This window comes from Leptolyngbya sp. PCC 6406 (assembly GCF_000332095.2).
In the GTDB taxonomy this organism is placed as follows: Bacteria; Cyanobacteriota; Cyanobacteriia; order Phormidesmidales; family Phormidesmidaceae; genus PCC-6406.
This window is the reverse complement of the sequence record NZ_KI913949.1, coordinates 2,927,637-2,953,368: the sequence shown is the minus strand read 5'-3', so window position 1 is coordinate 2,953,368 and position 25,732 is coordinate 2,927,637. Positions and strand designations below refer to the sequence as shown.

Below are 25,732 nucleotides of genomic sequence, written 5' to 3'. Positions count from 1 at the left end.
CCCAACATTTTCCAGTCCCCTCTCCCCCTGGGAGAGGGTTAGGGCTTCGGCGTGAGCTCAGCCGAACGGTGAGGGTCCGAGTGTGCCGCGATGAAACGGTCAGAGTATTTACGCTGCCCAGCACTAGCCTCTGGCATGGCGACAGGTTGTCATATTGGGATCAGTTATTGACACGACTTGGAAAGTCTCCGAGGGGGCTATAGCAATCCCATTTGATTTTTGAAGATCCTCGTAGCGTGGGTGAAGCGAAGCGTAACCCACGAAACAAAACGCTTGCTCAAAGCTCATGCAGGATCGCTATATCTTGGGATGATGAACAGGAATTTTTATCTCAAACCTTGTTCCTCTGCCTGGTGTGGAATAAACTCCTATTTGGCCGTGATGCTTTTCGGTCACGATTTGGTAACTAGTAGACAATCCTAAACCTGTTCCTTTGCCCACGGGTTTAGTTGTAAAGAAGGGGTCAAAAATATGAGACTGCACCTCTTTAGGGATACCAATACCGTTATCTGATATCGTAATTTTCACCCATTGTTCATCCAATCTGTGAGTGCAAACATGAATCCTATGGGGATTTTTAATGAGATCCTCAAATGTCTGTCTTTGATTTATTTCTTCAAAGGCTTCAATAGCATTATTGAGAATATTCATGAATACTTGATTCAGAAGACCTGGATAACATTGCACTAGAGGGAGCTGACCATATTCCTTGATGATTTGAATCCCTGGCTGCCCTGGCCTTGAAATCAATCGATGTTGCAAAATCACTAAGGTACTATCAAGACCATCATGAATATCCACCTCCTTAAACTCAGATTCGTCTAAACGCGAAAAATTTCGCAGAGACAATACAACTTCACGAATACGTTCAGTGCCAGATTTTATGGACTTAAATATACCAGGTAAATCTGACATCAAAAAATCCATGTCAGCCTCATCCACCTTCTCTTGTAGAGTCTGGGGTGGATTAGGATAATGAGCTTGATAGGCCCGAAAGAGATCAAACACCTCCTTCGTATAGGCATCCAAGTGATTTAGGTTGCCATGAATAAAATTTATAGGGTTGTTGATTTCATGGGCAACACCGGCAACTAACTGCCCCAAACTAGACATTTTTTCACTTTGAATCATCTGAGCTTGAATGATTTTTAGCTCAGTCAATGTATCTTCTAGATCGCAGGCTTGCTGTCGATAGGATGTTTCAGATTCCTGTAGTTTCTGATGTTGCTGTTTTATCAATGCCTCGGCCCTAGAGACAAACAGAAAAAGGACACCATAAAGTATAGTTACAATCAGAGAAGTTCTGATGATAATTCTGCGCTGGCTGGCTTCAATCTGCTGCAACCAGGGGGTGACATCAGTGTAGACTTCAAATACACCAACGATTTCTTCGCGAGATTGCTTGTCATAAATAGGGATATAACTAGAGAGTAAATGGCGATCTTTAATGGTACTTCTCAAAGCTGTGAAGGTATCTCGATGCCCGAGCTGACTTATTGTTTGACCCGACTGAGCTGATTGCAAGGCAGCAGATTTAGTCTCTCCAATTTGAGCCAACTCCGTCGAAAATACAGTCCGCCCTTGCACGTCGAAAATCTTGATTTTGACTACATCTGAATTTTCAACTTGGTCTAGTATCGTTTCATGAATTTGACTAATTCTCGCATCTGCCACCAACTCTTCTGCACTCAAATCTTGATTGCGGGAAAGAAATGATCCGTACTCTGGCCATAGAGTATTGGCTAGAACCTGGGTCAGGATGATATTACTATCTTCCTTGATATTTACTAGGTTTTTTATGGTTTGCTGTCGATAGATTTGTGCTAGCCAACCGATGGCTAGAGAAAAGGCGATGAGGCTGACAATTGAGAAATTACGTAGCAGCTTAAATTTTTTTGAGGATATTAAAATTTCTCCTAATAATAATCGATTGAGGAATGTATTTTTTTTTGAGTCGCGAGATTCTTGGTCTCCTCTCAGCTCAGGCTTAGGAGATGGAGTAGCAGCAGCGGCAGCAGCAGCAGTAGTTGATTGCATGATAGAAGTTTTCATGATTTTGCAAGATTGTGAGCCAATTCTCTTGGCTCTACCGGATCTGGCATGCTGGCTCCTAGTTTTTTCTGAAAAAGCTTAGCCGTAATATACATATAGCCAACCATAGAAAAAGAATGTGGCAAACTTGTGGCAGAGCTGATTGACTGATAAAAAATCTGCTCAAAGCCTTGAACGCCATGGCAAAGATGACCCTCTCCCACCATGCCCTGAACACCTAGCTGGGTTGTTGCAGAGCGACCATCGGGTGGCATCTCATTTTTGCATAACCTCACTGTGCGGAGACAGTTAACGCCGCTTTAGTATCCGTTGCAGCCAAGAAGGGGTGAGGGTTGCCACTGTATTCTTGAGGATGACTCGGCCATTGATACTTTGCCACGGGGGTAGTAGCCATAGGCTGCGGCATACGGTAAAAAATGCCCATAACTGTCTACCGCTGACCCAATGCACCTTGGCAATGCAGGCTAAAACTAAGGCTTCGGTTTCACAATCGATGAGATCTTGCTGATCTTCGAGCAAGTGTAGAGCAGTTTGGACGTAGCTCTCAGCATTAACCAGATCTTGTTTCTGCGCGCTATGCAAGGCGAGGTGGGTATAACTCATGATTGCATCGTAATGACTGCCAATACGATGGGCAATGGATAAGCTTGCCTGGGCATAGACGATCGCCTGATCGTAGTTTTTCTCGTGCCAGTTGTACCAAAGACCAATGTCAATCAAGAGAATGCATTCTAGGCTTGGATTTTGAGCCCTACGACTGAGGGCGAGAGCTTCCTGTCCACAAGCCATGGCAGCGTGGACATTGCCCTGCCAACCATAGGCGGTACCCAAATTGCGCAAGACTGAAGCTTGTAGCGCCAAATCCCCCACAAGATCCAGCTCGGCTAAGACAGTCTCAAGACAGGCAATAGCCTCTTCCGTCGCATTCATTCTGAAATATCCATAGCCCAAATCAGCTAATGCCTTTAATTCCAAGGCACGGCATCCCAATCCTCGACTCAGATCTAGAGCCTGTTTCAGGTAGGAAAGGCCTTTCTGAATTTTGAGGGTGCAGCAATAGGTACGCCCTAGTTTCCCCAAAACCGTGACCCGGAGCCGATCCGATTGAAAGGGGGCGACGAGTTGGTATTGCTGCTGGAAATAGTGGATGGCTAGTGAATAGTTGTGCTGGTCATAACACCATTGACCAAAATCCTCCAAGGCTTGGGCTTCGGCGGAGCGATCACCCTGAGCCCGAGCCCATTGCAACTGTTGCTCGTGGTATGGCCTAGCTAGTTTGAACTCCCCCAGATGGCAATGGGCAGCGCCCAAGCCATGCCAGCAGAGCAGGTCTACCTCTGGGCCGAGTTTGCCCACCAATCCGCCATAGAGTTCAATCTGGGCGCGGTAGTGCCCCCAGCGTCCCAATTGCTCATGTAGTGGCACGCCCTCTCTTCCTACGGGCCAGCAGGTGAGATGATAGGCGAGGGACCATTGCCCCAGGGCGCGGCTGTGGTGACAGGCTTCCATGAGTCCCCGCACTGCTTGTAATCCCTGGGCTTGGGGGAGCATGCGATGACAGGCGTAGATCCAGTTTTCTAGGGCCAGCCAATGCAATTGCTGGCCGAGGGGCAGATCACCGTCCACACAGGGGGACCCATGGGCGTCAACTGTTGCCGCTGTTGCCGCTAGTTCAGGGGGAATTGCCGCTGTCAGCAGAGATGGCAGCGAGGTAGGGGCAGGGATTGTAGTGGGGGTCACGGCCTGATCCCAAATCCAGTCGATTCAGATTGATTCAGACCCGAATGCCGAATAGGGATTTGACCGAGAGATCTCCTATCGCCGGGGCTGCTCTAGCTGATGGAAGTGATCTAAGGCAACACTACGAATTAGATTATGCTGTCTGAGGGTTTCTTGCTTGCCCAGTTCTAGCAAATGGCGATCTAGCAGGGTATCGAGAGCGACTTGACCCCGTTGAAGGGACCAGCCCCGTCGCCGCATGGGGCTGAGCAAAAAGCGTTCGGTCACGGGTTCTCGGTAGATGGCCGCCATGCACAGTAGCAGGTAGGCGTCGGGAAGTTCTTGGCGCAGACGCAAAAAGGATCGCTCAATGCGATCGCGCACTGCCCGCCGCAGCCGTTGGGAATAGCGATCCAATTGGGGGCGATCGGTCTGGGATGACGCTGCCTGGGCCGCCTCCACCATTTTTATTTCCTGGCCATAGCGGTGCCAGTAGGCGATCGCGTCACCATCGTAGAGATCTAGAATTTCGCCAATAATCACTTGGAGCGCTAAGGGGTGTCCCTCGTAAGCAGCCCCAATCCGGGTCAGGTAGGCCCAGCTTTCTACCTCGCTATGGGAGCCATCGGGTTCAAACCCGTAGCTCTGGAACAATTCGGCCTGGAGATCTGGTGACAGACCATAGAGCGGTTCTACATGAAAACGCTCTTTGTAGCGCAGTCCCTGCACCTCAATCTGGACGGGAAGATCCTGGGACGTGAGCAAAAACTGGCTTTGAAAGGTTTCCCAACCCAGCAGCTTATGAAAAAACGTTTCCCATAGGGGATCCTCAAAGACACTCCAGCCCTTTTGCTCATCCCCTTTGAGGATGGTCTCTACTGAGTCCATCACGACCCAGTGGGGCTCATGGGCCAATACCCCCAACCAACGTCCCATCAGTTGCTGGGGCTTTTGTTGGTCTGCTTCTGTCACCCGTTGACCGGCCCGCTCTAGGCAATGGGTGGCGATGTCTACGAATTTGGCCCGCGATCGCACTTCAAAATTGAGATGTATCTGCTGTCGGATTGAATCCTGGAGATGTTGGCTCACCTGCTCTGTCAGTACAGTTTTGCCAATGCCCGTAATGCCCGTAATCACTAACACCCGGCAACCCTGTTGCAACCGATGGACTAACTGTTGTAATACCTCCTGTCGCTGTACCCAGATTTCTTCTGGTGTTGTATCCAATAGGGTTAAATTCTCCCCTGCCTCCTCTTCTTCGTCTTTTTCAGAGGGAGAACAGGGCTCTGCGATCTCCCGCCAGTCCAGATCCAGTGCCCCACAGATAGACTGAAAAGCATCGGCCATGATGCGGTGGCGTGTGCGAAACCGCTTCAGCGTCGCCACCCCCACATTGGCCGCTGCGGCCCACTCTTTGGACTGTTTTCGCCACCCGATTTGAGTCAGTGTGGCATCTACTCGCTCTAGCCCCGCAGACGAGAGCCGTAGTTTGCTGGGATTGGAGTAGGAGTGATGCATCCTAGCTGGAGTAACTATTAGAGCCATTTTCCCTATTAATCAAATTTCGTAAATAGATTCTGAAAAGGTGAGCCATTTTTTGGACCCAAAGTGAGCCACAAAATGAGCCAAAAACGATTGAAACAAAAACGATAGTGCGGTATGGGGGTGAAAAAGTTCGAGGGGTGGTGGTGCAGACATCTTCTTGTGAGTAACTCCAGAAATGGTGCTCTTTTTTATGCGTCTAGGTGTAGGGCTGTGCCCGTGCGAAGCAGGGTGTAGGGCTGTGCGTAGCAGACAGAAGGATGAAAAGGAATTCCTTGTCTCACGAGAACTCCTGCTCTATCAAGTAGGTGAGTTATTTATGCCGCCGAGCACTATAGCAATCCTATTTGATTTCTGAATGCCTTAGTAGCGTGGGTGAAGCGAAGCGTAACCCACGGAGCAAGAGGCTTACTCAAGGCTCTTGCAGGATCGCTATAGTGCTTCACGGCATAAGTTTAGTGATCGTCGTGCAAGCTTCTGGCTTGCCGCAAGCCAGAAGCTTGCGCACTAGTCGGGAGATTTATGCTGTCGAGCCCTAGTACACCTAGGCTGAAATAGGCTTGCTATTCTGTCGCACCAGCCCAACATTTCCCGGTCCCCTCGTCCCTTTGGAGAGGGCTAGGGAGAGGGGCCGAGGTGTGCCACGATAGAACGGTTAGAGTATTTACGCCGCCCAGTACTAGGGTTGGGCGGCGTAAATACCGCGAGGATTTCGTCGTTTTGCAAGTGTCTTGCCTGTTGCAAACTAGACTTCGTTTTTGGGAATGATGACAGTGCCGCATTGCGGCGCGACTGTACATGACTTTTGATAAGGCTTGTAGCGATCTGAAGCGGCTAATGTCCCCCCAATTCCGTAGCATGGGTGGAGGTAAATTCCTTCTCCATCCTTTTTCCTCGCCACTATGACCGCACCTGAGATGGTCTTCTCTAGACAGCCCCATGGTTTTCGGGGAGCTCTGCTGGATTTTGTAGACGATCCCTTCTATCGGCCCGAGGCAGACTGTATTCGCTACTGGCCCGATGGGCTGATGGTGGTCCACAACGGCATCATTCAAGCCTGTGGTCCCTATGAGATGATTCGGTCTCAGTATTCTGATCTTGAGATCGCGGCCTATCCCGATCGGCTGTTGATGCCGGGATTCATCGATACCCACATCCACTTTCCCCAGATGGGCATGATGGCAGCCTATGGAGAGCAACTACTGGAATGGTTGAATCGATATACCTTTCCAGCGGAGAAGAAGTACCAGGATAAGGCGTTTGCGCGACGGATGGCGGATCGTTTCCTAGCGGAGTTACTGCGCCACGGCACCACCACGGCCCTAGTCTTTGCGGCGGTGTTTCCTGAGTCAGCGGAGGCATTATTTGAAGCGGCAGAGGCAAGGCACCTGCGGCTGATTACGGGCAAGGTGATGATGGATCGCAACGCCCCTGAGTACCTGCGGGACACTGCCGCTAACAGCTATACCGATTCTCGACGGCTGATCGAAACCTGGCACAGACGGGGGCGACTGCTCTATGCGGTGACCCCCCGGTTTGCGGCCACCTCTACGCCAGAGCAGTTGAGTCTGGCGGGCAAGCTGTTGGAGGAGTTTCCCGATGTGTATCTGCACACCCACCTATCGGAGAACCGAGATGAGGTGGCCTGGATTCGACAGCTTTTTCCCGATCATGATGGCTATTTGGAGGTGTACGATCGGGCGGGGCTAGTGGGGGAACGCGCCGTCTTTGCCCATGGAGTCCAACTAACGGATGCGGAGTTTGTTCGGTTATCGGCGGCGGGATCTGCGATCGCATTTTGTCCTACCTCGAATCTATTTTTAGGGAGTGGCCTGTTTCCCCTAGAAAAGGCCAAGTCTCAGGAAACCCCGGTGAAAGTGGGGCTAGGGACCGATGTGGGGGCGGGTACCAGCTTTTCTCTTCTGCAAACTACCCAGGATGCCTACAAGGTGGCCCAACTGCGGCATCAAAAACTTTCGGCCTGCCAAGCCCTATTCCTGGCCACTCTGGGGGGAGCCCGTGCCCTGAGGCTGGAGGCGGTGCTGGGAAATTTTGAGCCGGGGAAGGAAGCGGACTTTGTGGTGTTAGATCCCCAGGGGACCCCGGCCTTGGCCCTCCGCAACCCGGTTCCGGTGGCAGCCAATGTAGAAGAAGTTGCAGATCTTGCCTTTGGCCTCGTCATCCTCGGCGACGATCGCGCTATTACCGCCACCTATATCCTGGGGGCGTTGGCCTATGAAGCCCCAGAGGCTGGGAGAATCTCTAGTTCCCGGTAGCCGGTGCGAGCATCAGGACAGCGCTGAAATAGAAGATCGGGTAAAACTGCGATCGCGATCTCAGCAGTCGTATAGATCCGACAACCGGGCATCAGGTGACCGCCCCGCACCTGTCCCGCCTGGTCCCCTACCGTGAGGTGCAGGTGTAGCCCATGATAGGAAAGGGTGCCCACCATGGCCAAGATTTCAAAAGGGCCGATAAGTTCCGTCCCCTGCTCCTGACCCGAGAACCGGAGGCAGGCATGGGATAGGCTACCCACACAGGTAACCAAGGCCGCTGCTGAAATCGCTCGCTCTTGAGCAAAGGTCCAGACACAATTGCGAAGATCATCCTCCGGTTCTAAGCGAAGGATATGAAAGACGGGGGAACCGGGAAAACCGGGAAGATTGACGGCAATACCAGACTTGTCATACATACATAGTGCTGAGGGGATGATCATGCCCCATGCTAGTCCTGAAGGGCATGGGAAAACCAGGCGCTCTAGCTGGGCATTACCCCCTTCAGCAACACCCAGACCACTATCAATTCACCAACAACGAGGCAAATGAGGATGACCCTGGGGACCATGGCGGTTCAATGTATCTGGGGCTTGGGGGCAATCTTTATGGCCGAAGTAGTGCGAGATACTTACCATATCGCCAGCCACACTTTTCCCCCCTTGCAAACGCTACATAACTGGCACCATCGCGCCTACAAACGGGATTTCACCCCCGTCAGTGGCGAGCTCTATGCTAAGGCGCAACTCTATAACGATGTCCCCGAATCCCTAGCCATGATGGCTGCGATCGCGGTTCTTGCCCTGGCTTTAGGTCTCCCTGGCCTGTGGCTAGGGGTGCTCTACAGCGGCGGATTTCTGCTCAGTGCCCTACTGCGTGCCCAGGGCTGGCTGCTGACCACAGATCTGACCCATGAACCCGGTCCTCTAGACACGATCCCGAGACCTTGGTTGGTGAACCGCAGCTACCATTGGCGGCATCATTTTGATAATGTCAATGCCTACTATGCGGGCAATTTCACCGTGCTGGATAAACTCCTGGGCACCGCCCTCTCCCTCAAAAATAAAACCGTCGCCGTAACCGGAGCCTCAGGCACCCTGGGGCGCTCCCTCATGACGGCCCTAGCCCAACGCGGGGCTAAACCCATTGCCCTCACCACCTCTCCAGGGGCAGACTTTCCTGAAGGTATCACCGTCCAGTCCTGGCAACCGGGACAGGAAGCGGCGCTTCAACCCATCTTGCAGAAAGTGGATATTTTGATCATCAACCACGGGGTCAATGTCCACCGCGATCGCACCCCCGCCGCCATTAACCTATCCCTAGAGGTCAATGCCCTCTCGGCTCTGCGGTTGATGGATGTATTTATGGAAACCGTCGCTCCCCCCGCTGGCATGGCGATCAAAGAAATCTGGGTCAATACTTCGGAGGCAGAGGTGGGGCCAGCCTTCAGTCCACTTTACGAAGTCTCGAAGCGACTCCTCGGCGATCTGGTTACCCTCAGGCGGCGAGATGCCCCCTGCACCATCCGCAAAATCGTGCTTGGACCCTTCAAGAGTGCTCTAAACCCGGTGGGCATCATGTCGGCCTCCTGGGTGGCCTGGGCAGTGGTGGCCCTGGCTCAGCGAGATATCCGTAACATCATTGTCACTATCAATCCCCTCACCTACCTGGCCTTTCCCTTCAAGGAATTGACCCAGGGCCTCTACTTTCGTCTGTTCTCCCAGACCGCAAAGCACAAACAAACACCCAAGTAAAAAATCTAGACTAGTACACCCCATCTCAGACCATTGGGAAAGTCTGCTAAGGTAACTGCAACATTTAACTTCGCAGCGGCGATCGCGTGGTGTATGTCAGCATCCTTGTCCCTCAACTCTCGCCAACAGCGTGTACTCTGGGCCACCATTCGCCACTATGTGGCCACCGCAGAGCCCGTTGGATCCAAGGTGCTGGCCCAAGAATATGACCTTCAGGTTAGCCCTGCCACGGTGCGACAGGCGATGGGGGTACTGGAGCGGGCGGGGTTTCTGTACCAACCCCATACCTCAGCCGGACGGGTTCCCTCGGACCATGGCTATCGGCTGTATGTGGATCATTTAATCCAGCCCTCGCTCCAGGTGGCCCAGCAGGTAGACAGTTCCCTCTCTCAAGGACTGGATTGGGGGGGCTGGAGTATTGAGGCGCTGCTACGGGATGCGGCCCAGATTCTCTCTACCCTCAGCGGCTATTTAACCCTGATCACCGTGCCTCAGGCTAGCCCCGCGAGTATTCGCCATTTGCAACTGGTGCAGGTGGCACCAGGGCAAGTGCTGGTGGTGGTGGTGCTGACTTCCCTCGAAACCCAGTCTATGGTGATGCAGTTACCTCCCCAGGAGAAAGCTCCAACCCCAGAAGCTTTGGAGCGGGAACTGCAAATTGTGTCTAATTTTCTCACGACTCAATTGCAGGGCAAGACACTGGCAGATATTACCCTACTGGACTGGGGGGAACTAGGGCGGGAGTTTCAGCGCTATGCCCAAGCGCTACAAGCCTCTGCTGGAGTCATCGCCCGCCGGGTCCAATCTACTCGCGCCAGCCACTTCATCATGAGCGGTCTGGCGGAGGTGCTGCGGCAGCCGGAATTTTCGGAAACACCTCGCATCCAGGCCATTGTGCAGCTTTTGGAGGAGGAACAGTCCCAACTATGGCCGTTGGTGTTTGAGGCGGTATCGGCAACGGAGTCGGGGCGTCGAGTGCGGGTCTGGATCGGTTCAGAAAATCCTCTGGAACCGATGCAGGGTTGTGCTCTGGTGTCTTCTACCTATACCCGAGGTGAGGTGCCGGTGGGCAGTGTTAGTGTCTTGGGGCCAACTCGCATGGTCTATGAAGATGCGATCGCGATTGTCGAAGCCGCCGCCATCTATCTCTCCGAGAGCCTCAGTTAGCCCTATTGCTGGGTCAATTAATGATTGACGGGTGACCGAAATCCTGGAGTTTAGTTAGGGTTAAAGTTTGAGGGTCTTCGACCCGTCAAAATTTTCCTGACGGAACACTACTCTAGGCCCTTAGGAAATGGGCCATCAGAACATTCCAGGCGTTGAGGAATGCCTGGAGGTATGCCTGAATGATGGACGTTACAGCAAGCCTGCGGCTTCGTAGAGGCGTCGCAACACCGCCAGAATTTTATCTCCATAGAGCGGGTCAGCATCCCAACGGCCACTTAGTTGCCCCAGCAAGGGTGCAATACCTCGCCGCACAAAGCCAAATCGAGGATCCACTAACTCTTGAGTCAGGGGTTCAGTACTGGCATAGGCTTTGAGGTGCTGAATTTGGGCGCGGACCCCAATCCGGGGATCTCGAAATTCAGCCCCCCCTGTGCTACCGGGGGATGAGCCAATACCACCGAAGTTGTTGGAGTCAGCATTGACATGCCCCCCAAAACGCAGAAAGTTGGTTTCAATGCACATCTGGCAAAAGGCAATGTCATAGTTGACCCCTTCGATGGCCCCTTCCTCCCGATAGAAGCGGGGCAAATCCTTATAGCGGTCAGGGGCACTCTCGTTGTTGGCCTTGAGAAACACCAACAATTGAACATCATGGGTGTTGCCCTTACCCATGATGCGATCAAGCTGACCGGAGCAGACCTGTAAGGCTCCTTGGGATTTGAGGGTGACGGTACGGGTGCTGGCATCCCAACCAATGGAGACGTTGTAGTTCCTCAGGTCTATAGCCTTGACGTAGACCACATTGCGGTAGCGCACCCGGCGGATCTCGGTGGCGGTGCTCAGGTCGATGTTGAGCTGATCCACCAGATCAATGGGGATGTAGGCGTTGTCGCTAATGATGACGCCCTTTTCGCTGTAGATACCGCCGTTGATGCTGATGCTGATCTCGGGAAAGGTTTGACCCGTACTAGCGTTGCCCGCCACGGCGCGACTCCAGGAGGCGGTGCCGTCGGCAATACCCAGGGCCATATCCCGGCGGCGGTTTTGAATCAGGCCCAGATCGTCGGGATTGGTCAGGTAGCCCACCTCCATCAGCAGAGAGGGACAGTTGATACGGCGGGTAAAGGTGAGACTACCGATGCCGGTGGTGGTATCGGGTCGGGCTCCCCGGCTGGAGAGTTGGGGCACCCGCCGCAGCAGGGCCAAGAGCAACAGCTCTGCGTGGGTTTTGCGAGTTTCATTATTAGCAATAAAAAAGACGCTGGCTCCCCGCGTGACGGCGGTGGAGGCAGCACCAGCGTGCAGTTCTAGGGCCACATCGGTAATACGACAACGGGCATTAATCCAACTCAGAGACTGTTCATCGCTGAGATCGTCGGGAACGGCCAGAACCTCAAAACCCCGCGATCGCAATTCCGGCACGACTAAATCCCGAATTCGCATCATCTCGGCGGCTTCGGTGGTTTCGGTGGTGACAAAACCCGGATCGATTGCGCCGTTTTCCCACCCACCATGGCCTGCGGAAATAAAAATCTGTCCCATACGTCGATGCTGTATCCAGCCCCTAGCCGTTGTAATTCTCCGACAGGATACCGCCAAACCTGGCTTGCAGAACAAACTGACAGGAAAGATCCCGGAAATTGCTGGAGAGTGATGGGGGGGTATTGGGGTATTGGGGTGTTGGGGTAAATCCCCTAGGGGCGGGTTTAGCTCGTGTCTACTGGGAAATCCCAAATGGGAGGCTCAAAACCCGCCCTGCCCAGGGCCGGGTGACCGATATTGATCTGCCCTCCGTAGGGGCAATCCCTTGCCTGTCCTGTTCGCGTAGCGGCTCCGGAGGAGCAACGGAGCCGTATAGCCCTTCGGGCAATAGCCTCCGGCATGGCTACGCTAAGGCTCACGCTAGGGCGGAGCCTTCCCGGAGGGAATAGGGTGGTTGCCCTTGTTGCCGGGTGACCCGTGTGTGTGTGATGGGGTAGAGATCCCGTAGGGGCAATCCCTTGCCTGTCCTGTTCGCGTAGCGGCTTCTAAGAAACTTCCCTCCGTGACCTGAGTTCGCCAAGGAGTAGAGGGCTAAAAAACGTCAATGCGGTATCAGCGCTGGCACCCCGCCGGGAATTCAAAATTCCCGGCTAACAGGCTCTAGTCCATTTTTAATGGCTAAAAATGGACTGGGAGCTGGGCTGGGGATAGGGGGGCGAGTCCGTTTTAACGGACTTCTGCGATGAGCCAGGGCAATTTATTCCCTGGCGGATGGGCAGCGAAGCTTAAGTCGAACTCAGATCTCCGTGAGCCAGACCGAGATTCCTCCCTGCGCTCAGAATGACAGGCTTCCCTGGGTTTCTTCCGGGCATTACCCACCATTTTGGGTTGGGTCGGTTGCTCTAGAGGAGCCACGGATCAGTTTATTCTTACCGTTGGAGAGCTACCGTTGGACTATGCCCAGCCTCTATACCGACATTGAGATCAACGCTCCTCGGCATCTGGTCTGGGACGCCCTGATTCGCAAGGATCAGTGGCACTGGTGGAATACCTTTTTGTATGACACGGATCCGGCGTTGCCCTTTGGTCAGGGACAAGAGGTGGCCCTCGCCCTGTGTCGTCTAGAGGGAGATGAATTTACAGACTTTGAACCCTTGGTGACGGTAATGCAGCCAGATTACTATCTCCGGTGGCGGGCACAGATGCCGGGATTTAGAAGTGAACAGGTGTTTGAACTTCAGGATTTGGGACCTAATCGAACCAAATACACCCATCAGGAACGGCTGTCTGGGATGCTCTCAGGACTATTTTGGCCCTTTATTCGCCAGGATGAACGGCAGGGAATCCAGCGCATGGCTCGTCAGATTAAGCGTCATGTAGAGCGACGCATCTACGATCGCGATCGCTATGATCCTCGCGATCGCTACGATCCTCGTCGTCGCCGTTAGGGACTAGTGGGACTTGCCTGAGGCAGGCAGTGATGACGACTGAACCGCGATAGACCGCAAAGGGCTTAGGGATCCTGATCAAAACGGAGGTAATAGCGGGGATTTACCGCTTGCCCCTTGCGGTAGATGCTGTAGTGCAGGTGGGGACCAGAGGATCGCCCCGTATTGCCCAAAGCCCCGATTACTTTGCCTCGCTGCACCCGATCGCCGACCTCAACATCGATTTTAGAGAGGTGGGCATAGAGGGTTTCATAACCGTAGCCATGATCGATGACCACATGCTTGCCATAGCCGCCGGATTGAACCGCCTTAACCACGACCCCCTTAGCCGTGGCATAGATAGGGGTGCCGATGGCCCCGCGAAAATCAATCCCATTGTGGAACTCATAGCTTCTACCACTAAAGGGGTTGGGTCGCAGCCCAAATTCCGAAGATACCTCTACCTCACCTCGAATAGGTTTGGCGCTGGGAAATGCCTCCTCCCTTGCTTCTTCCTCAGCTAGGGTTTCCTCCAGGGCAGGGCGCACTTCGCTCTGGATTTGGGAACTGAGCCGGGGCAGCCGACTTTGGGCTAGGCTAAACAGGGTTTCGGCCTCGACCTCGCCCGCAATACCGCCCTGAGACTCGATCTGGGCTGGGGGGGGGGAGGGCTCACCATTGGGTAATCCCGCCCGTTCTTGCAGATCCTGGACCTCGGCATTGAGGGAATCCAGCTCCGTCAACACCTCATTCGCGGTTTCGGTAAGGGACTGGTTACGCTGGCTCAACTGCCCATTGCTGTAGACCAGGGAAGCCACCCAGGCAATAGGCAGACTGGCCAGAATACCAAGGGCGAGCACTACAGGCCAAGGCCGAAATTGCAGTGCGATGGGCTGATGCCCAGCACGGGTAATCAGGATGGTGTAATGCTCGGGCAGGCGAATACGCATAGAACTCGGTTAAAAAACTGAAGGAAAAGGTCAGGGTTTCTTAAGATTTATATCGGGATCGGACCTCAAGGATTATACGGGGATCGTCGTCAGAGGGCAATTTTCATTCCTGGCGAGACAATCCCCAGCTCGCCTTATCCCTTCTACACTGTAAATAGATGTAACAAAACCACCGCTATGCAAGTGACTTGGCTAGACAACAATACATGGCTCTGGGAGATTGCCGGTCAGCGCATTCTGGTGGATCCCTGGCTGGTGGGACCGCTGGTGTTTGGGGGGGCGGGGTGGTTGTTTCGGGGTGTCAGATCGCGCCCTTCTCCCATGCCCGAAGCTATTGATCTCATCTTGTTGTCCCAGGGTTTAGAGGACCATGCCCATCCGGAAACTCTGGGGGCTTTGGACAAAACCATTCCTGTCCTAGCCTCTCCTACCGGGGCGCGGGTAGCGACGGATTTGGGGTTTCATCAGGTCACGGCGATCGCACCCGGTGAAGTCCAAACCTTTGCCGACATAACCATCAAAGCCCTGCCGGGAGCCCCCATGGGTCCCCTCCGCGTCGAGAATGGCTATCTTCTCACCAACACCGCCCACCAGATCACCCTGTTCTATGAGCCCCATGGCTTCCATCCCCACAGCTTGCGATCTCATGGGCCTGTGGATGTGGTGATTACCCCCATGCAGGATCTGGCATTGCCCCTTGTTGGGGCAATTCTCCGGGGTCGTCAGAGTGCTCGGGAGTTGGCGGATTGGCTCCAGCCTCAGGTGATGCTGCCTACCGCTGGCGCTGGGGAATCGGAATATCAAGGGGTGCTGCTGCCCTGGTTGAAGGTTTCTGGTAGTGTTGAGACCGTTCGCGCCGAACTGGCGGCTCAGGGAAATCCAGCCCAGGTGATTGAGCCCCAAGTGGGGGTCGCTATTGAGTTGTCTCTAGGGAAACCTGCGCCCGCTTTTGGGAAACCAGATTGGCAGCCCAGTCCTCTCCAGTAAATCCAGCGGCGGCGGGGTAGGCATAGGGGCGGCTATCTGGTTGGTCGTTCTACGCTATTTCTAATCCATTGGGGTGGACTGTTAGGAGGTGATGGCACGCGATCGCAAATATCCCACCAGAGCATGGAGCCCGAGACGATAGCTCTCTACTCCAAAGCCACTGATCTGTCCTACCGCCACTGGGGCGATGTAGGAGTGGTGGCGAAAGCTTTCCCGACGGTAGATATTGCTGAGATGGACTTCCACGGTGGGCAGGTCTACTCCTGCGATCGCATCTCGCAGGGCCACACTCGTATGGGTATAGGCTCCGGGATTGATCAAAATACCCTGGTGGCGATCCATTGCGGCATGGATGGCGTCCACCAAGGCACCTTCGTGATTTGATTGAAGAATTTCTAGCTGGGTCGCCAGGGTAGCGGCTTCAACCTGTAATGAAGCGTTAACCTCCGCTAGGGTCTGGGCTCCGTAAATTCCAGGCTCTCGTTTTCCCAATAAATTGAGATTAGGACCGTGCAGGACCAACAGACTCAGCACACCCAGTTACTCACAGTGGCAGGCTCAGAAATTTTATCGCTGATTTTAGGCTTCGGCGACTAGACGCTGCTAGCGATCATCCACAGGGATGGGGATAGCCTCGCGCTCTGGCTCTGGCTGAGGGCCTAGCAGTATTTCTGCAAGGCGATCCAGCCATTCTTTGAGCTTTTCTAGAGCCTTTTCGATATAGTCCATGCTGGCGCTACTCCTTACCGACAACGGACAGCCTCTATAGGATTAGACTGCCCCATTCGAGGAAGTTTTCAACCTATCTGAAAGCGCAGTGGCCAATAGGTCTAAATCGATCATAGCGAATCCCGGCAAATGGTCAAGGTAAGGACCACCCCCTTCGGGATCGCAACTGTATCGGAGTGGTCTAGGAGCAAGCCCGAGATTCCTCCCTTCGCTCGGAATGACGGGCTTGTGGGTGGTGTAGACTGATTGCGCTCAGAATGACAGGTGGGTTGTCCTAGCAACCGGCTGACCTGGGGTTGCATTCCTGGATCGTTGCTGAACATTCTCGACAAGGATTTAGCGAGAACAGGCTAAGCGCAACTGATTAAGGGCAGATTGGATGCTCAGGTGACGGACCCAATCCCGTCCCCCTGTGGCCCCAAAGTGGTATTCCTGACTTTCCACAGACCCATCGGGGCTAGCTACGCTGATGTAGACCAAGCCTACGGGCTTAGTCTCACTACCGCCCCCTGGCCCCGCTACCCCCGTAATCGACACGCCCCAGTCGCTGCTCAGGCACGATCGCACCCCCTTGGCCATTTGGCAGGCTACCTCCGGGCTGACCGCCCCCCGCTGGGCCAACACCACTGTGTCCACGGCCAACAACTCCGTTTTGATCCGATTGTCGTAGGTGATGACACCCCCCAAAAAATAGCTGGAACTGCCTGCTACTGTGGTCAGGGCATGGCCCAACCCGCCCCCGGTACAGGATTCTGCCACCGCCACCGTTTCCCTCCGTTGGGTCAGTACATCTCCCACAACCGAGGCTAAGGTGGCGTCATCGTCACCATAGTAATGGTCCCCGGCAATCCGCTGAATTTCTGCTGCGACAGGTGCGATCGCAGCCTTCGCCTCCGCCTCCGACGCTGCCTGAGTAGACACCCGCAACTTCACCGCTCCTCCCCCGGCATAGGGGGCCACTGTCGGGTTCGCCAACGCTAGCAATGGAGCTACCTGCTCCGCCAGATTGGATTCTCCAATGCCCCAAAACTTGAGGGTGCGGCTGTAAATCACCGACTGGCCCCAACCCTGGGATTGCAGGTAGGGCACCGCTGTCTGTCGCCACATGGCCTTCATTTCACTAGGCACACCGGGGAAAGTGAGAAGGGTTAACCCAGGGCAGGGTTGCCAGAGAATGCCTGGAGCGGTGCCGATGGGGTTGGGCAGCACCGCCGCTCCCGTCGGTAGAAGGGCTTGCTTGTGGTTACTGTCCACCAGGGTACGACCCCGACTAGCAAACTTGTGGCGGATATCCGCTAGCACCTCGGGCCGCTCCGTGAGGGGAACCTGGAAACAAGTCGCCAGGGTCTCGTGGGTCAGGTCATCGGGGGTGGGGCCGAGTCCCCCTGTAAAAACCAGGAGGGTAGACCGCTCCGCCGCGATCGCCACCGCCTGCTGAATCCGGGCCGGGTTATCCCCCACTACGGTCTGATAGTAGTGGGGAATGCCAAGCTGAGCCAGTTCTTGGGCTAGGAACTGGGCATTGCTGTTGAGGATGTCCCCCAGCAGTAACTCGGTGCCGATACAAATAATCTCTGCGCTGCCGGTCATAGGTTTCTCTTGTCTTCAAGCCAGACCCCTAGGATGTCATGATTAAACTGGCTAAGGGACTCGCAGGAAAATAAAACCCCCATCCGTAAGGGGGGTATGAGGGTGCGAGGGTGTGAGGGCTTGGGTGCTTGTGGTTGCCCGGTGGGCGGGTGGCCGATATTGGGCTGGTGGTGGGGTGTTGTTTAATTGCACGTCCCTAAATGCCGCTTCTAGCCCGATCGCATTCCCATTTTGGGGATTATTCTCTGGGCTCCGGCCCAGCAGGTGCGGGATTCAGGTTGCAGCAACAAACTTGCAGCAACAAACTTGCAGAAATCTAGGGAGGACGACTGGAGATGACGTGGAAACGATCGCAGTCCGGATTCACTCTGGGATATAGTCCCTGGCCTCTTTCCTTGGGGATTCTTCTCCTCGGGGGGCTACTGGTGCGGGGTGCGATCGCGGCCTATCTGCCCCTGGGGCTAGATGAGGTCTATTACTACGTCTACAGCCACCACCTGAACTGGAGCTATTTCGACCATCCCCCCTTGGTGGCCCTGACCACGGGCATGGGTTGGTGGCTGACGGGGGTGCTGGTGCCCTTTACCGTGCGCCTGGGAGCCCTAGTCCTTTATCCCCTCAGCCTGATACTGCTATACCTCACTGCCCAGCGTCTCTACAGTACCGCCACGGGATTGCTCGCCGTAGCGATTACCAGCATTGCCCCCCTGCTGTGGATTACCTTTGGTCTCCTCACCGCCCCCGACAATAGCCTGATCTTTTTCTGGTCCCTGGCCCTATACGTGGCGGCAGTGGAATTTTTGCCCCCAGCGACCACCATCGCCCGAGGGGGCAAAGCCACGGATTATCAGCCCTCCTGGCGGCTGGCGGTGCTGGGGCTGCTCTTAGGGCTGGCGGGTTTGAGCAAATACCACGGATTTGTACTGGGGGCAGGAATTTTGGGCTTTTGCCTCACCCGTGGTCCCCAGCGGCGGGCCTTATTTTCCCCCTGGATGGCGCTAGCGGTGGTGCTGGGGCTGGCTGTCCTAGCCCCTCTGGGGTGGTGGAATAGCCAAAACGACTGGATTTCCTTTCGCTTTCACCTGGGTCTGCGGTTTGAAGGGGGGGAAGCCGCCGTTGCTGAGCCCTATCGTCTGGGGGACTTAGCGGTTACTTGGCTGCTGGGCATCGTCTATCTTTGCCCGACCCTGGGATTGCCCCTCTGGTGGGTCACGGGGCGGGGATTACTCAACCAGGTTCGGTGTCTGCTCCAGCCTCCCCTGGGGCCGGTTGAATTCTATGCCCGCGATCGCCAAGCCCTAATTCTCTGGGCCTCGGTTCCCATCGCCCTAGGGATGACCCTAATCGGTGGCCAACACCACACCTTTCCCGCTTGGCCCGCCCCTGGCTTTTGGGGGCTCTCAATTTTGCTGGCGGAGGGCATGGGCCACTGGCGACCTCGGTTCCGGCGGCGCTGGCTGGGGGGGACCGCCGCCGCGATCGCGACCCTATCCCTGATTGCCCTGTTGCATTTGACCCTGGGAATTTTGCAAAAACCCAGCCAGTACAGTCTCTTAGGCGGTTTTGTGAGCCCAGAGGCAGACGGCTCCACCATCTTGCTAGATATCGTGCAACTGCGACAACGGCTGGCAGACCGTCCCGATCTGCTCCAAGCGATGCAGTCTAGCACCTTTGTGTTTACCGACGAGTTCTACCTGGCGGCCTATGTGGATATGGCGGTACAGCCCTTGAGCAATCGCCCCGTTACCACCTTCAGCCAAGATCCCCGAGGCTTTGCCTTTTGGTTTAATCCCGCTGACTGGGTGGGGGCAGATGGCCTCTTCGTAACCCTGCGAAGCTTTCACCCCAACGATGACCCCACCGTTCCCTTTAATCCCTTTTTCGAGGGTTTAGAACCCCTAGGTGAACTCACCCTAACCCGAGGCGGAGCCCCTACGGAAACCCTCTTGATTTACCGCGCCCTTACCCTCACCCAGCCCTACAGTTATCCCTATTGACCCCTACGGGTAATTTAGGAGGCCACTGCCGAGAAATTCCATTGCCCACTCCAACTGCATGTCGCCATAAATAACGCGCCTACTGCGCCTACTGAATGACAACAAAAAGCCCCTGGCCGGAGCCAGGGGCGACAATCAGGGTGCATCTACCATCCCAGTTTTCTCAGGTGAGGAAAACCTATCCGGGAAAATCGAGTTTAATTTCCCCAATATCTTCAAATTCGACTAACCCTCAGGAACTATTTCCAGCCCTGGGTAAGCAGGGTATTCCCCGGTTTGGACAAATTCCGCTTCTGCTCGCAGGTAAGCTGCCTGATCGACATCTCCACTGGCCTCATAGAGAGCAGCAGCGGCCAAGAAATCGCTGGCAATGGTATTTCGAGCCGCTTCTGGTAAGGACATTGGTCCCTCAAAGGGTTGGCCCGATGCATCGGCAACTTGGTAAGCTTGGCTCCAGTACAGGTTGGCCCGTTGGACATAGGCACTCGGCTGGTTGGGCTCTAGGTTGATGGCCTCAGACAACGCCGCGATCGCAGTGTCATAGTCCCCTTCAAATATCGCCATGTCTGCCTCGTTCATGAGGACTTCATAGGCGGTTGCGGGCTGCACTTGGAGTAAATAGTCGCCCCCATTTCCGCCATAGGACCGAGCAACAATGGTGTATTGGCCCGTTTCCGGCACCATATAGACAATGCGAGAGTTGAGAGAGCCATCGGCATCATCATTAAAAGCGACCTCCTCCCCATTAGGGGCCAGCAGCAGCAGCACCGTGTCAAACTCCTCACTGCTCATGCGGATCGTCAGAACCTGTCCCGCCTCTAGAACAATGGGGTACTCGTTTACCGCAGGCTTCAACGTGCCCTGCTGATTTAGAATCGGGGCAGATTGAGCACGGCTACTGGGAACCGCGATCGCCATGGTGCCCGCCAAGGTGAGAACGGCAGCCACGATTCCAGCCACTCTAGAGAATCGATTGTTCATGGAAATTATCCTTTGCAAAAATTTCAGCGGAGAGGTGTCAACAGCCCCTAAGCGTAGAGACGTAGGGCAGACAGGTCACAGCCCAACCGCTGCTGTTTAGATCTTCGCCACTGTGGGGGCAAATTCCTGAGGAATTCACTCTGTTTTAACGGCTAGATTCGCAAAAATCACGAAAGCTAGAGCGCTTTCTCAATTGTCCACCCCAATATTCAGATCAATATTCAGAGCAATATCAGACGACAACCCACCCGCCGTAGCGGTAAGTTCTTTAGCAGAGGTTGTCTCAGTACAAGCTCTAAGATGCTAAAAGACTTAAAGATTGGTCACCCGTCCCCCTGCGCTTCCCTACCGCGATTGCCATGGCCTTCCTCATTAAATACCTAAAATACCTATCTATTGTTGGAATTGCTTCCGGTGGGCTAGGGCTAGGGCTTACCCTAGCCCTAGCCCCCGCCGGACAAGCTCTACCGCCCCCCGAAGAGATCCCCGAAGAGGTATTGCGCACAGAGATCATCATCGAAGGGAGATCTCCCCTCACCGGAGAGGTACTCACCGCCGTTGAGTACGCCCAACTCCAGGCCGAACTCCGACAGGCAGATATCCAGATGGTTCCCGAAACCTTTCGCTCCGCCATCTTTTTGCTGCAACTCCGCCGGGTTCTTCAACCCTTGCTGCCAGTTTCGCGATGATCCCCGTCGTATAGCCAATTCAAGGGGAATTGCGTTGGGATCGTTACAATGCGTTAATCTGTTTCGCAGATACTTAACATTTTTCCGCAGTCCCCCCAAGGAAGACAGCGGATTTTTCTCCTAAGAAGCGTCGTTTCATAATTTCAGCACCAGGTTTTATATGGCTGTTACGGTTGCCCCAGATCAGATTGACCGCATTGTTTGGAACCAGCACCAGAACCCCTTTGAGGTTCTAGGCCCCCACATGATCCAGCAGGACGGCAAAACCGTCTGGGCGGTGCGAGCTTACCTACCCAGCGCCACGATGGCCTGGGTAGTTTTGCCAGAAAGCCGCCAGGAATATCCCATGGAGGCGGACCACAACCCCCATTTTTTTGAATGTCTGATCGAAACCGATGACCTCGCCAACTACCAACTCCGCTACCAAGAAGGGGAACACGAGCGCTTCATCTACGATCCCTACGCCTTCAAGACCCGCCGCATTACGGACTTTGATATTCACCTGTTCGCCGAGGGTAACCACCACCGCCTCTACGAAAAGCTGGGGGCACACCCCACCACCATGGAGGGGGTAGAGGGGGTTTACTTTGCCCTTTGGGCTCCCAATGGCCGCAATGTGTCGGTATTGGGGGACTTCAATCTGTGGGATGGCCGCAAGCACCAGATGCGCCTCACGGGCAACGGGATTTGGGAGCTGTTTATTCCCGGCGTGACCGTTGGTTCCCCCTATAAATACGAAATCAAGAATCAGGCGGGCCATATCTACGAAAAGTCCGACCCCTACGGCTTCCAGCAAGAGGTGCGGCCCAAAACCGCCTCCATCGTCACTCAGCTAGACGACTACCAGTGGCATGACGGGAACTGGATGGAAACCCGTCGCCATACCGATCCCCTGACCAAACCGATTTCCATCTACGAACTCCACCTGGGATCCTGGCTCCATGCCTCTTCCTCAGAGCCTCCTCTTGGCCCCGACGGCACGCCTTGTTCCTCGGTGCAGGTGGCAGATCTCAAGCCCGGAGCCCGCTTCCTCACCTACAGAGAACTGGCGGACAAGCTCATTCCCTACGTCAAGGAGATGGGCTTTACCCATATTGAGCTGCTGCCAGTGGCCGAGCATCCCTTTGACGGCTCCTGGGGCTATCAGGTGACGGGCTACTATGCCGCCACCTCCCGCTACGGCACTCCGGAAGATTTGATGTATTTGATCGATCTGTGTCACCAGAATGACATTGGTGTCATTGTGGACTGGGTTCCCGGCCACTTCCCCAAGGATGGCCATGGACTGGCCTTTTTTGACGGCACCCATCTCTATGAGCATGCTGATCCCCGCAAAGGAGAGCACAAGGAATGGGGCACCCTGGTTTTCAACTATGGTCGTAATGAGGTCCGCAACTTTCTGGTTGCCAATGCCCTCTTTTGGTTTGACAAGTACCACATTGATGGCATTCGGGTGGATGCTGTAGCTTCCATGCTCTACCTAGACTATTGCCGCGAAGAGGGGGAATGGGTCACCAATGACTACGGTGGTCGAGAAAATATCGAGGCTGCTGACTTTCTCCGTCAGGTGAATCACCTGTTGTTTAGCTATTATCCCGGTGTCCTCTCTATTGCGGAGGAATCCACCTCTTGGCCCATGGTGTCTTGGCCCACCTATGTGGGGGGTCTGGGCTTCAACCTGAAGTGGAACATGGGCTGGATGCACGACATGTTGGACTACTTTGCCATGGACCCTTGGTTCCGGCAGTTCCATCAAAACAATGTCACTTTTAGTATTTGGTACGCCTTTAGTGAAAATTTCATGCTGGCGCTGTCCCACGATGAGGTAGTTCACGGCAAGAGCAACATGCTGGGCAAGATGCCGGGGGATGAGTGGCAAAAATTTGCCAACATGCGCTGTCTGTTTGCCTATATGTTCATGCATCCCGGCAAAAAGACGCTCTTTATGAGCATGGAATTTGGCCAGTGGAGTGAGTGGAATGTGTGGGGAGATCTGGAGTGGCATCTTTTGCAATATGAGGCGCACCAGAGCTACAAAAATTTCATGGCCAAGCTCAACACTTTTTATAAGAGTGAACCGGCTCTCTACACCCAAGACTTTACTCAGGAAGGCTTTGAGTGGATCGACTGTAGTGACAATCGCCACAGTGTTGTGTCTTTCATTCGCCGGGATAAGGACAGCAATGATTTTGTGGTGGTGGTGTGTAATTTCACCCCACAGCCCCACAGCCACTACCGAGTTGGGGTACCGGAGCGGGGCTACTATCGAGAGCTGTTCAACAGCGACGCTCGGGATTTTGGCGGCAGCAATATGGGCAATCTGGGGGGCAAATGGTCCGATGACTGGAGTTTCCACAGTCGCCCCTATTCCCTGGACCTAACACTGCCACCCCTGGGGGTGGTGGTGCTGAAAATCGACCGGGAATATACCCAGGCGGTGGATGCGGGTCAGGTGGTGAGCTAGTACTCTGCGGCGTAAATACCCTAACCTTTCCATCGTGGTACACCTCGGCCCCTCACCCTAGCCCTCTCCCAAGAGGAGAGGGGACCAGAAAAGGTTGGGCTAGTGCGACAGAATAAGAAGCCTAAGCGCAGGCTAGAAGCCTGCGGCCATCGTCGCGTCAGCGGGACGATAGTGGACTGATTTACGCCTTGCGGTACTAGGCGTAAATCAGTGCTATCAGTCGATATAGGGCGTATCCAGGATTGGGGGGCTGGGAACACCCCTAGAGATGGTCTGGGTTTATAGAGATAGCACCTTGCCTCGGAGTCCGGAGGGGGCCTGGATGTCATAGCGGTGCAGCAGGGTGGGGACGATGTCATAGAGCTGGGCACCCGTGAGTATCTGGCCCGGTTGGGGCTGGGCCGGATCGTGGAAAATCATCAGACCAAAGGGGGCATGGTTGGCATCATCAGGGCCAGTGTCATTGTCTAGGGTATAGAGGCTGTTGATGCCGACGCTGCCGACGCTGCGCCAAGCTAGATCGTCGAAATATACGATCAGGTCTGGTGCTCGTCCCCGTACCTTTTGATAAATTTCCTGGGGCTTAAACACCGTCACATTCAAATTGCTGCCCGTGGGGGTGGGCAACTGCTTCAGCTTTTCTGTTAGTTCCGTTCGCAGGGTTTCGTACTCTGCCATGGGCACAATACCCTCGGGTTCTCGCCCCTGCACATTCAGGAAAATGCGGGCATAGTAGCCCCCCGCTCCCCAGACCTGGGTTTGGCTCCAATCCACCGCTGCCTGATCTAGAGGGACTACCTCGGTTGGGGCTTCTTTCAGGGTCAGGTAGCCCTGGGTCATGAGCCACTCGTTGATGCAGATGCCCCCCATTAAGGGCTGTGCACCGTGGTCTGATACCACTAGGACCGCTGTATCTTCGTCGCAGTAGCTCAGCAACTCTCCCACTCGCTGATCGACATGGACGTAGTAGTCGTGGATGGTGGTGGCGAAGGGGGAGTCGGCTTCGTACTGGGGATGGCGGGGGTCCATGGGTTTCCAGAAGGCGTGGTGGAGGCGGTCTACGCCCATGTCTACCAGCATCAGCAAGTCGGGGGCCTCTTGGGCGATTAGCTTTTCTGCCAGGGTGAAGCGTTGGTCGCAGAGGGTGTAGAGATTTGCCTGAATGCGATCCTTTTCGTCAGAGCGAAAGTTGGGCACATCTAGCATGAACTCTGGCATCCAGGCCCGGATTTGATCTGCTAGTTCTGGGGGATGGGTGAAGGGTACTTCGATGCTGGGGGTGAGAAAGCAGGATAGGAGGGAGCCGTTTACTGGGTAGGGGGGAGAGGTTCCGGGGACGCTGAGGACCGCTACTCTCCAACCCGCATCCCCTAGGATGTCCCAGAGGCGGGGCACCTGAACCGCCCGTCCATCGGAGATGGCCATGGAGTGATATCCGCGATCGCGGCGATTCCGGAAGCCGTAGATGCCCAACTCTCCTGGATCACGCCCGCTCATCATGCAGCTCCAGGCAGGGACAGTAATGGCGGGAATGCTGCTCTCTAGACGGCCATAGCTGCCCTGATCCATGAGCCGCGACAGGTGGGGTAAATCGCCCCGCCACTGGTCAAATACCAGGGAGGGTTCCATACAGTCGAGACCAATGATCAACAACCGGGGAGTAGGCATGGGCAAGCTCTGCAAAGGACTGTGCCTATTCTAGACACCTACCCCCTGCGGTTATAGCGCTTCCCTAATGTAGGTACACCTCAGTTTAATGACACTTCGGTGAACAAGGGGCTTAAGCCCCTGCTTGTCCTGAACCCGAGTGAGAACCGCGATAGGGGCACCCCCATTGGTCATGCCGCCTTGCCTTACCCTGTCGGCGGCACCCCAGGATCCAAAATCCGGGATCCAAAATTGTCGGCGCATCCGCAACGTGATGACTCT

20 protein-coding genes are annotated in these 25,732 nt (G+C 54.7%); 8 read left to right on the top strand and 12 right to left on the bottom strand.

The genetic code is table 11. The annotated features are described in order from the left end of the window. Nucleotides 1–297: 297 nt before the first annotated feature. From LEP6406_RS30300 to LEP6406_RS27985, 4 genes are all read right to left on the bottom strand, one after another. Nucleotides 298–2,052 carry a sensor histidine kinase gene (locus LEP6406_RS30300; protein ID WP_051463688.1) on the bottom strand — a complete coding sequence of 585 codons (1,755 nt, stop codon included), beginning with the start codon at nt 2,050–2,052 and terminating at the stop codon, nt 298–300. Continuing rightward, on the bottom strand, nt 2,049–2,306 hold the full coding sequence (locus LEP6406_RS32875; RefSeq protein WP_155834688.1) for a hypothetical protein: 258 nt from the start codon (nt 2,304–2,306) through the stop codon (nt 2,049–2,051). The genes LEP6406_RS30300 and LEP6406_RS32875 overlap by 4 nt, the downstream gene beginning before the upstream one ends. Before the next feature lie 34 nt (nt 2,307–2,340). Then, nucleotides 2,341–3,792: a tetratricopeptide repeat protein gene (locus LEP6406_RS0213065; RefSeq protein WP_008309213.1), complete on the bottom strand. Its 1,452-nt coding sequence runs from the start codon at nt 3,790–3,792 to the stop codon at nt 2,341–2,343. Between the two features lie 75 nt (nt 3,793–3,867). Next, nucleotides 3,868–5,316 carry an NB-ARC domain-containing protein gene (locus LEP6406_RS27985; RefSeq protein ID WP_008309210.1) on the bottom strand — a complete coding sequence of 483 codons (1,449 nt, stop codon included), beginning with the start codon at nt 5,314–5,316 and terminating at the stop codon, nt 3,868–3,870. Nucleotides 5,317–6,230: 914 nt separating this feature from the next. Here LEP6406_RS27985 and guaD point away from each other — a divergent pair. Beyond that, nucleotides 6,231–7,589 carry a guanine deaminase gene (gene guaD, locus LEP6406_RS0213055; RefSeq protein WP_036030392.1) on the top strand — a complete coding sequence of 453 codons (1,359 nt, stop codon included), beginning with the start codon at nt 6,231–6,233 and terminating at the stop codon, nt 7,587–7,589. On the opposite strand, the gene LEP6406_RS0213050 is transcribed toward guaD, so the two are convergent. Next, on the bottom strand, nt 7,547–8,005 hold the full coding sequence (locus LEP6406_RS0213050) for a PPC domain-containing DNA-binding protein (RefSeq protein WP_071992231.1): 459 nt from the start codon (nt 8,003–8,005) through the stop codon (nt 7,547–7,549). The genes guaD and LEP6406_RS0213050 overlap by 43 nt on opposite strands. A gap of 150 nt (nt 8,006–8,155) precedes the next feature. Between LEP6406_RS0213050 and LEP6406_RS0213045 the strand changes: the two genes are divergently transcribed. Together LEP6406_RS0213045 and hrcA are read left to right on the top strand one after the other, a co-directional pair. Next, complete coding sequence (locus LEP6406_RS0213045; protein WP_263971174.1) at nt 8,156–9,340, top strand: bifunctional sterol desaturase/short chain dehydrogenase; 1,185 nt, start codon at nt 8,156–8,158, stop codon at nt 9,338–9,340. A 93-nt stretch (nt 9,341–9,433) separates the two neighbouring features. Then, complete coding sequence (hrcA, locus tag LEP6406_RS0213040) at nt 9,434–10,507, top strand: heat-inducible transcriptional repressor HrcA (RefSeq protein WP_008309203.1); 1,074 nt, start codon at nt 9,434–9,436, stop codon at nt 10,505–10,507. Between the two features lie 189 nt (nt 10,508–10,696). On the opposite strand, the gene LEP6406_RS0213035 is transcribed toward hrcA, so the two are convergent. Further along, nucleotides 10,697–12,049, bottom strand: a complete 1,353-nt coding sequence (locus LEP6406_RS0213035) for a hormogonium tapered terminus morphoprotein TftA (protein ID WP_008309201.1) — start codon at nt 12,047–12,049, stop codon at nt 10,697–10,699. Nucleotides 12,050–12,945: 896 nt separating this feature from the next. Here LEP6406_RS0213035 and LEP6406_RS0213030 point away from each other — a divergent pair. Continuing rightward, nucleotides 12,946–13,437: an SRPBCC domain-containing protein gene (locus tag LEP6406_RS0213030; protein WP_008312694.1), complete on the top strand. Its 492-nt coding sequence runs from the start codon at nt 12,946–12,948 to the stop codon at nt 13,435–13,437. A gap of 65 nt (nt 13,438–13,502) precedes the next feature. Here LEP6406_RS0213030 and LEP6406_RS0213025 read toward each other — a convergent pair whose 3' ends face one another. Beyond that, nucleotides 13,503–14,366, bottom strand: a complete 864-nt coding sequence (locus LEP6406_RS0213025) for a M23 family metallopeptidase (RefSeq protein WP_008312696.1) — start codon at nt 14,364–14,366, stop codon at nt 13,503–13,505. A 177-nt stretch (nt 14,367–14,543) separates the two neighbouring features. Between LEP6406_RS0213025 and LEP6406_RS0213020 the strand changes: the two genes are divergently transcribed. Next, the gene (locus LEP6406_RS0213020) at nt 14,544–15,353 is read left to right on the top strand and encodes an MBL fold metallo-hydrolase (RefSeq protein WP_008312697.1); all 810 of its coding nucleotides are present in this window, start codon (nt 14,544–14,546) and stop codon (nt 15,351–15,353) included. A gap of 81 nt (nt 15,354–15,434) precedes the next feature. On the opposite strand, the gene aroQ is transcribed toward LEP6406_RS0213020, so the two are convergent. From aroQ to LEP6406_RS0213005, 3 genes are all read right to left on the bottom strand, one after another. Then, the gene (aroQ, locus tag LEP6406_RS0213015; RefSeq protein WP_008312699.1) at nt 15,435–15,887 is read right to left on the bottom strand and encodes a type II 3-dehydroquinate dehydratase; all 453 of its coding nucleotides are present in this window, start codon (nt 15,885–15,887) and stop codon (nt 15,435–15,437) included. Nucleotides 15,888–15,956: 69 nt separating this feature from the next. Continuing rightward, complete coding sequence (locus tag LEP6406_RS34810) at nt 15,957–16,082, bottom strand: hypothetical protein (protein WP_008312701.1); 126 nt, start codon at nt 16,080–16,082, stop codon at nt 15,957–15,959. A gap of 336 nt (nt 16,083–16,418) precedes the next feature. Further along, the gene (locus LEP6406_RS0213005) at nt 16,419–17,672 is read right to left on the bottom strand and encodes a competence/damage-inducible protein A (RefSeq protein ID WP_008312702.1); all 1,254 of its coding nucleotides are present in this window, start codon (nt 17,670–17,672) and stop codon (nt 16,419–16,421) included. 335 nt (nt 17,673–18,007) lie between these two features. On the opposite strand from LEP6406_RS0213005, the gene LEP6406_RS0213000 reads away from it, so the two are divergent. Further along, on the top strand, nt 18,008–19,669 hold the full coding sequence (locus LEP6406_RS0213000; RefSeq protein ID WP_008312704.1) for an ArnT family glycosyltransferase: 1,662 nt from the start codon (nt 18,008–18,010) through the stop codon (nt 19,667–19,669). Nucleotides 19,670–19,894: 225 nt separating this feature from the next. Here LEP6406_RS0213000 and LEP6406_RS30295 read toward each other — a convergent pair whose 3' ends face one another. Continuing rightward, nucleotides 19,895–20,617: a PPC domain-containing protein gene (locus LEP6406_RS30295; protein WP_162160876.1), complete on the bottom strand. Its 723-nt coding sequence runs from the start codon at nt 20,615–20,617 to the stop codon at nt 19,895–19,897. Between the two features lie 392 nt (nt 20,618–21,009). On the opposite strand from LEP6406_RS30295, the gene LEP6406_RS0212990 reads away from it, so the two are divergent. Both LEP6406_RS0212990 and glgB read left to right on the top strand, forming a co-directional pair. Further along, the gene (locus tag LEP6406_RS0212990; RefSeq protein ID WP_008312707.1) at nt 21,010–21,339 is read left to right on the top strand and encodes a hypothetical protein; all 330 of its coding nucleotides are present in this window, start codon (nt 21,010–21,012) and stop codon (nt 21,337–21,339) included. A gap of 160 nt (nt 21,340–21,499) precedes the next feature. Then, nucleotides 21,500–23,803: a 1,4-alpha-glucan branching enzyme gene (gene glgB / locus LEP6406_RS0212985; protein ID WP_008312708.1), complete on the top strand. Its 2,304-nt coding sequence runs from the start codon at nt 21,500–21,502 to the stop codon at nt 23,801–23,803. 279 nt (nt 23,804–24,082) lie between these two features. Here the strand turns inward: glgB and LEP6406_RS0212980 are convergent, their stop codons facing one another. Beyond that, nucleotides 24,083–25,471 (bottom strand): alkaline phosphatase family protein, encoded by a 1,389-nt coding sequence (locus LEP6406_RS0212980; protein ID WP_008312709.1) that lies wholly within the window; start codon nt 25,469–25,471, stop codon nt 24,083–24,085. Nucleotides 25,472–25,732 lie beyond the last annotated feature (261 nt).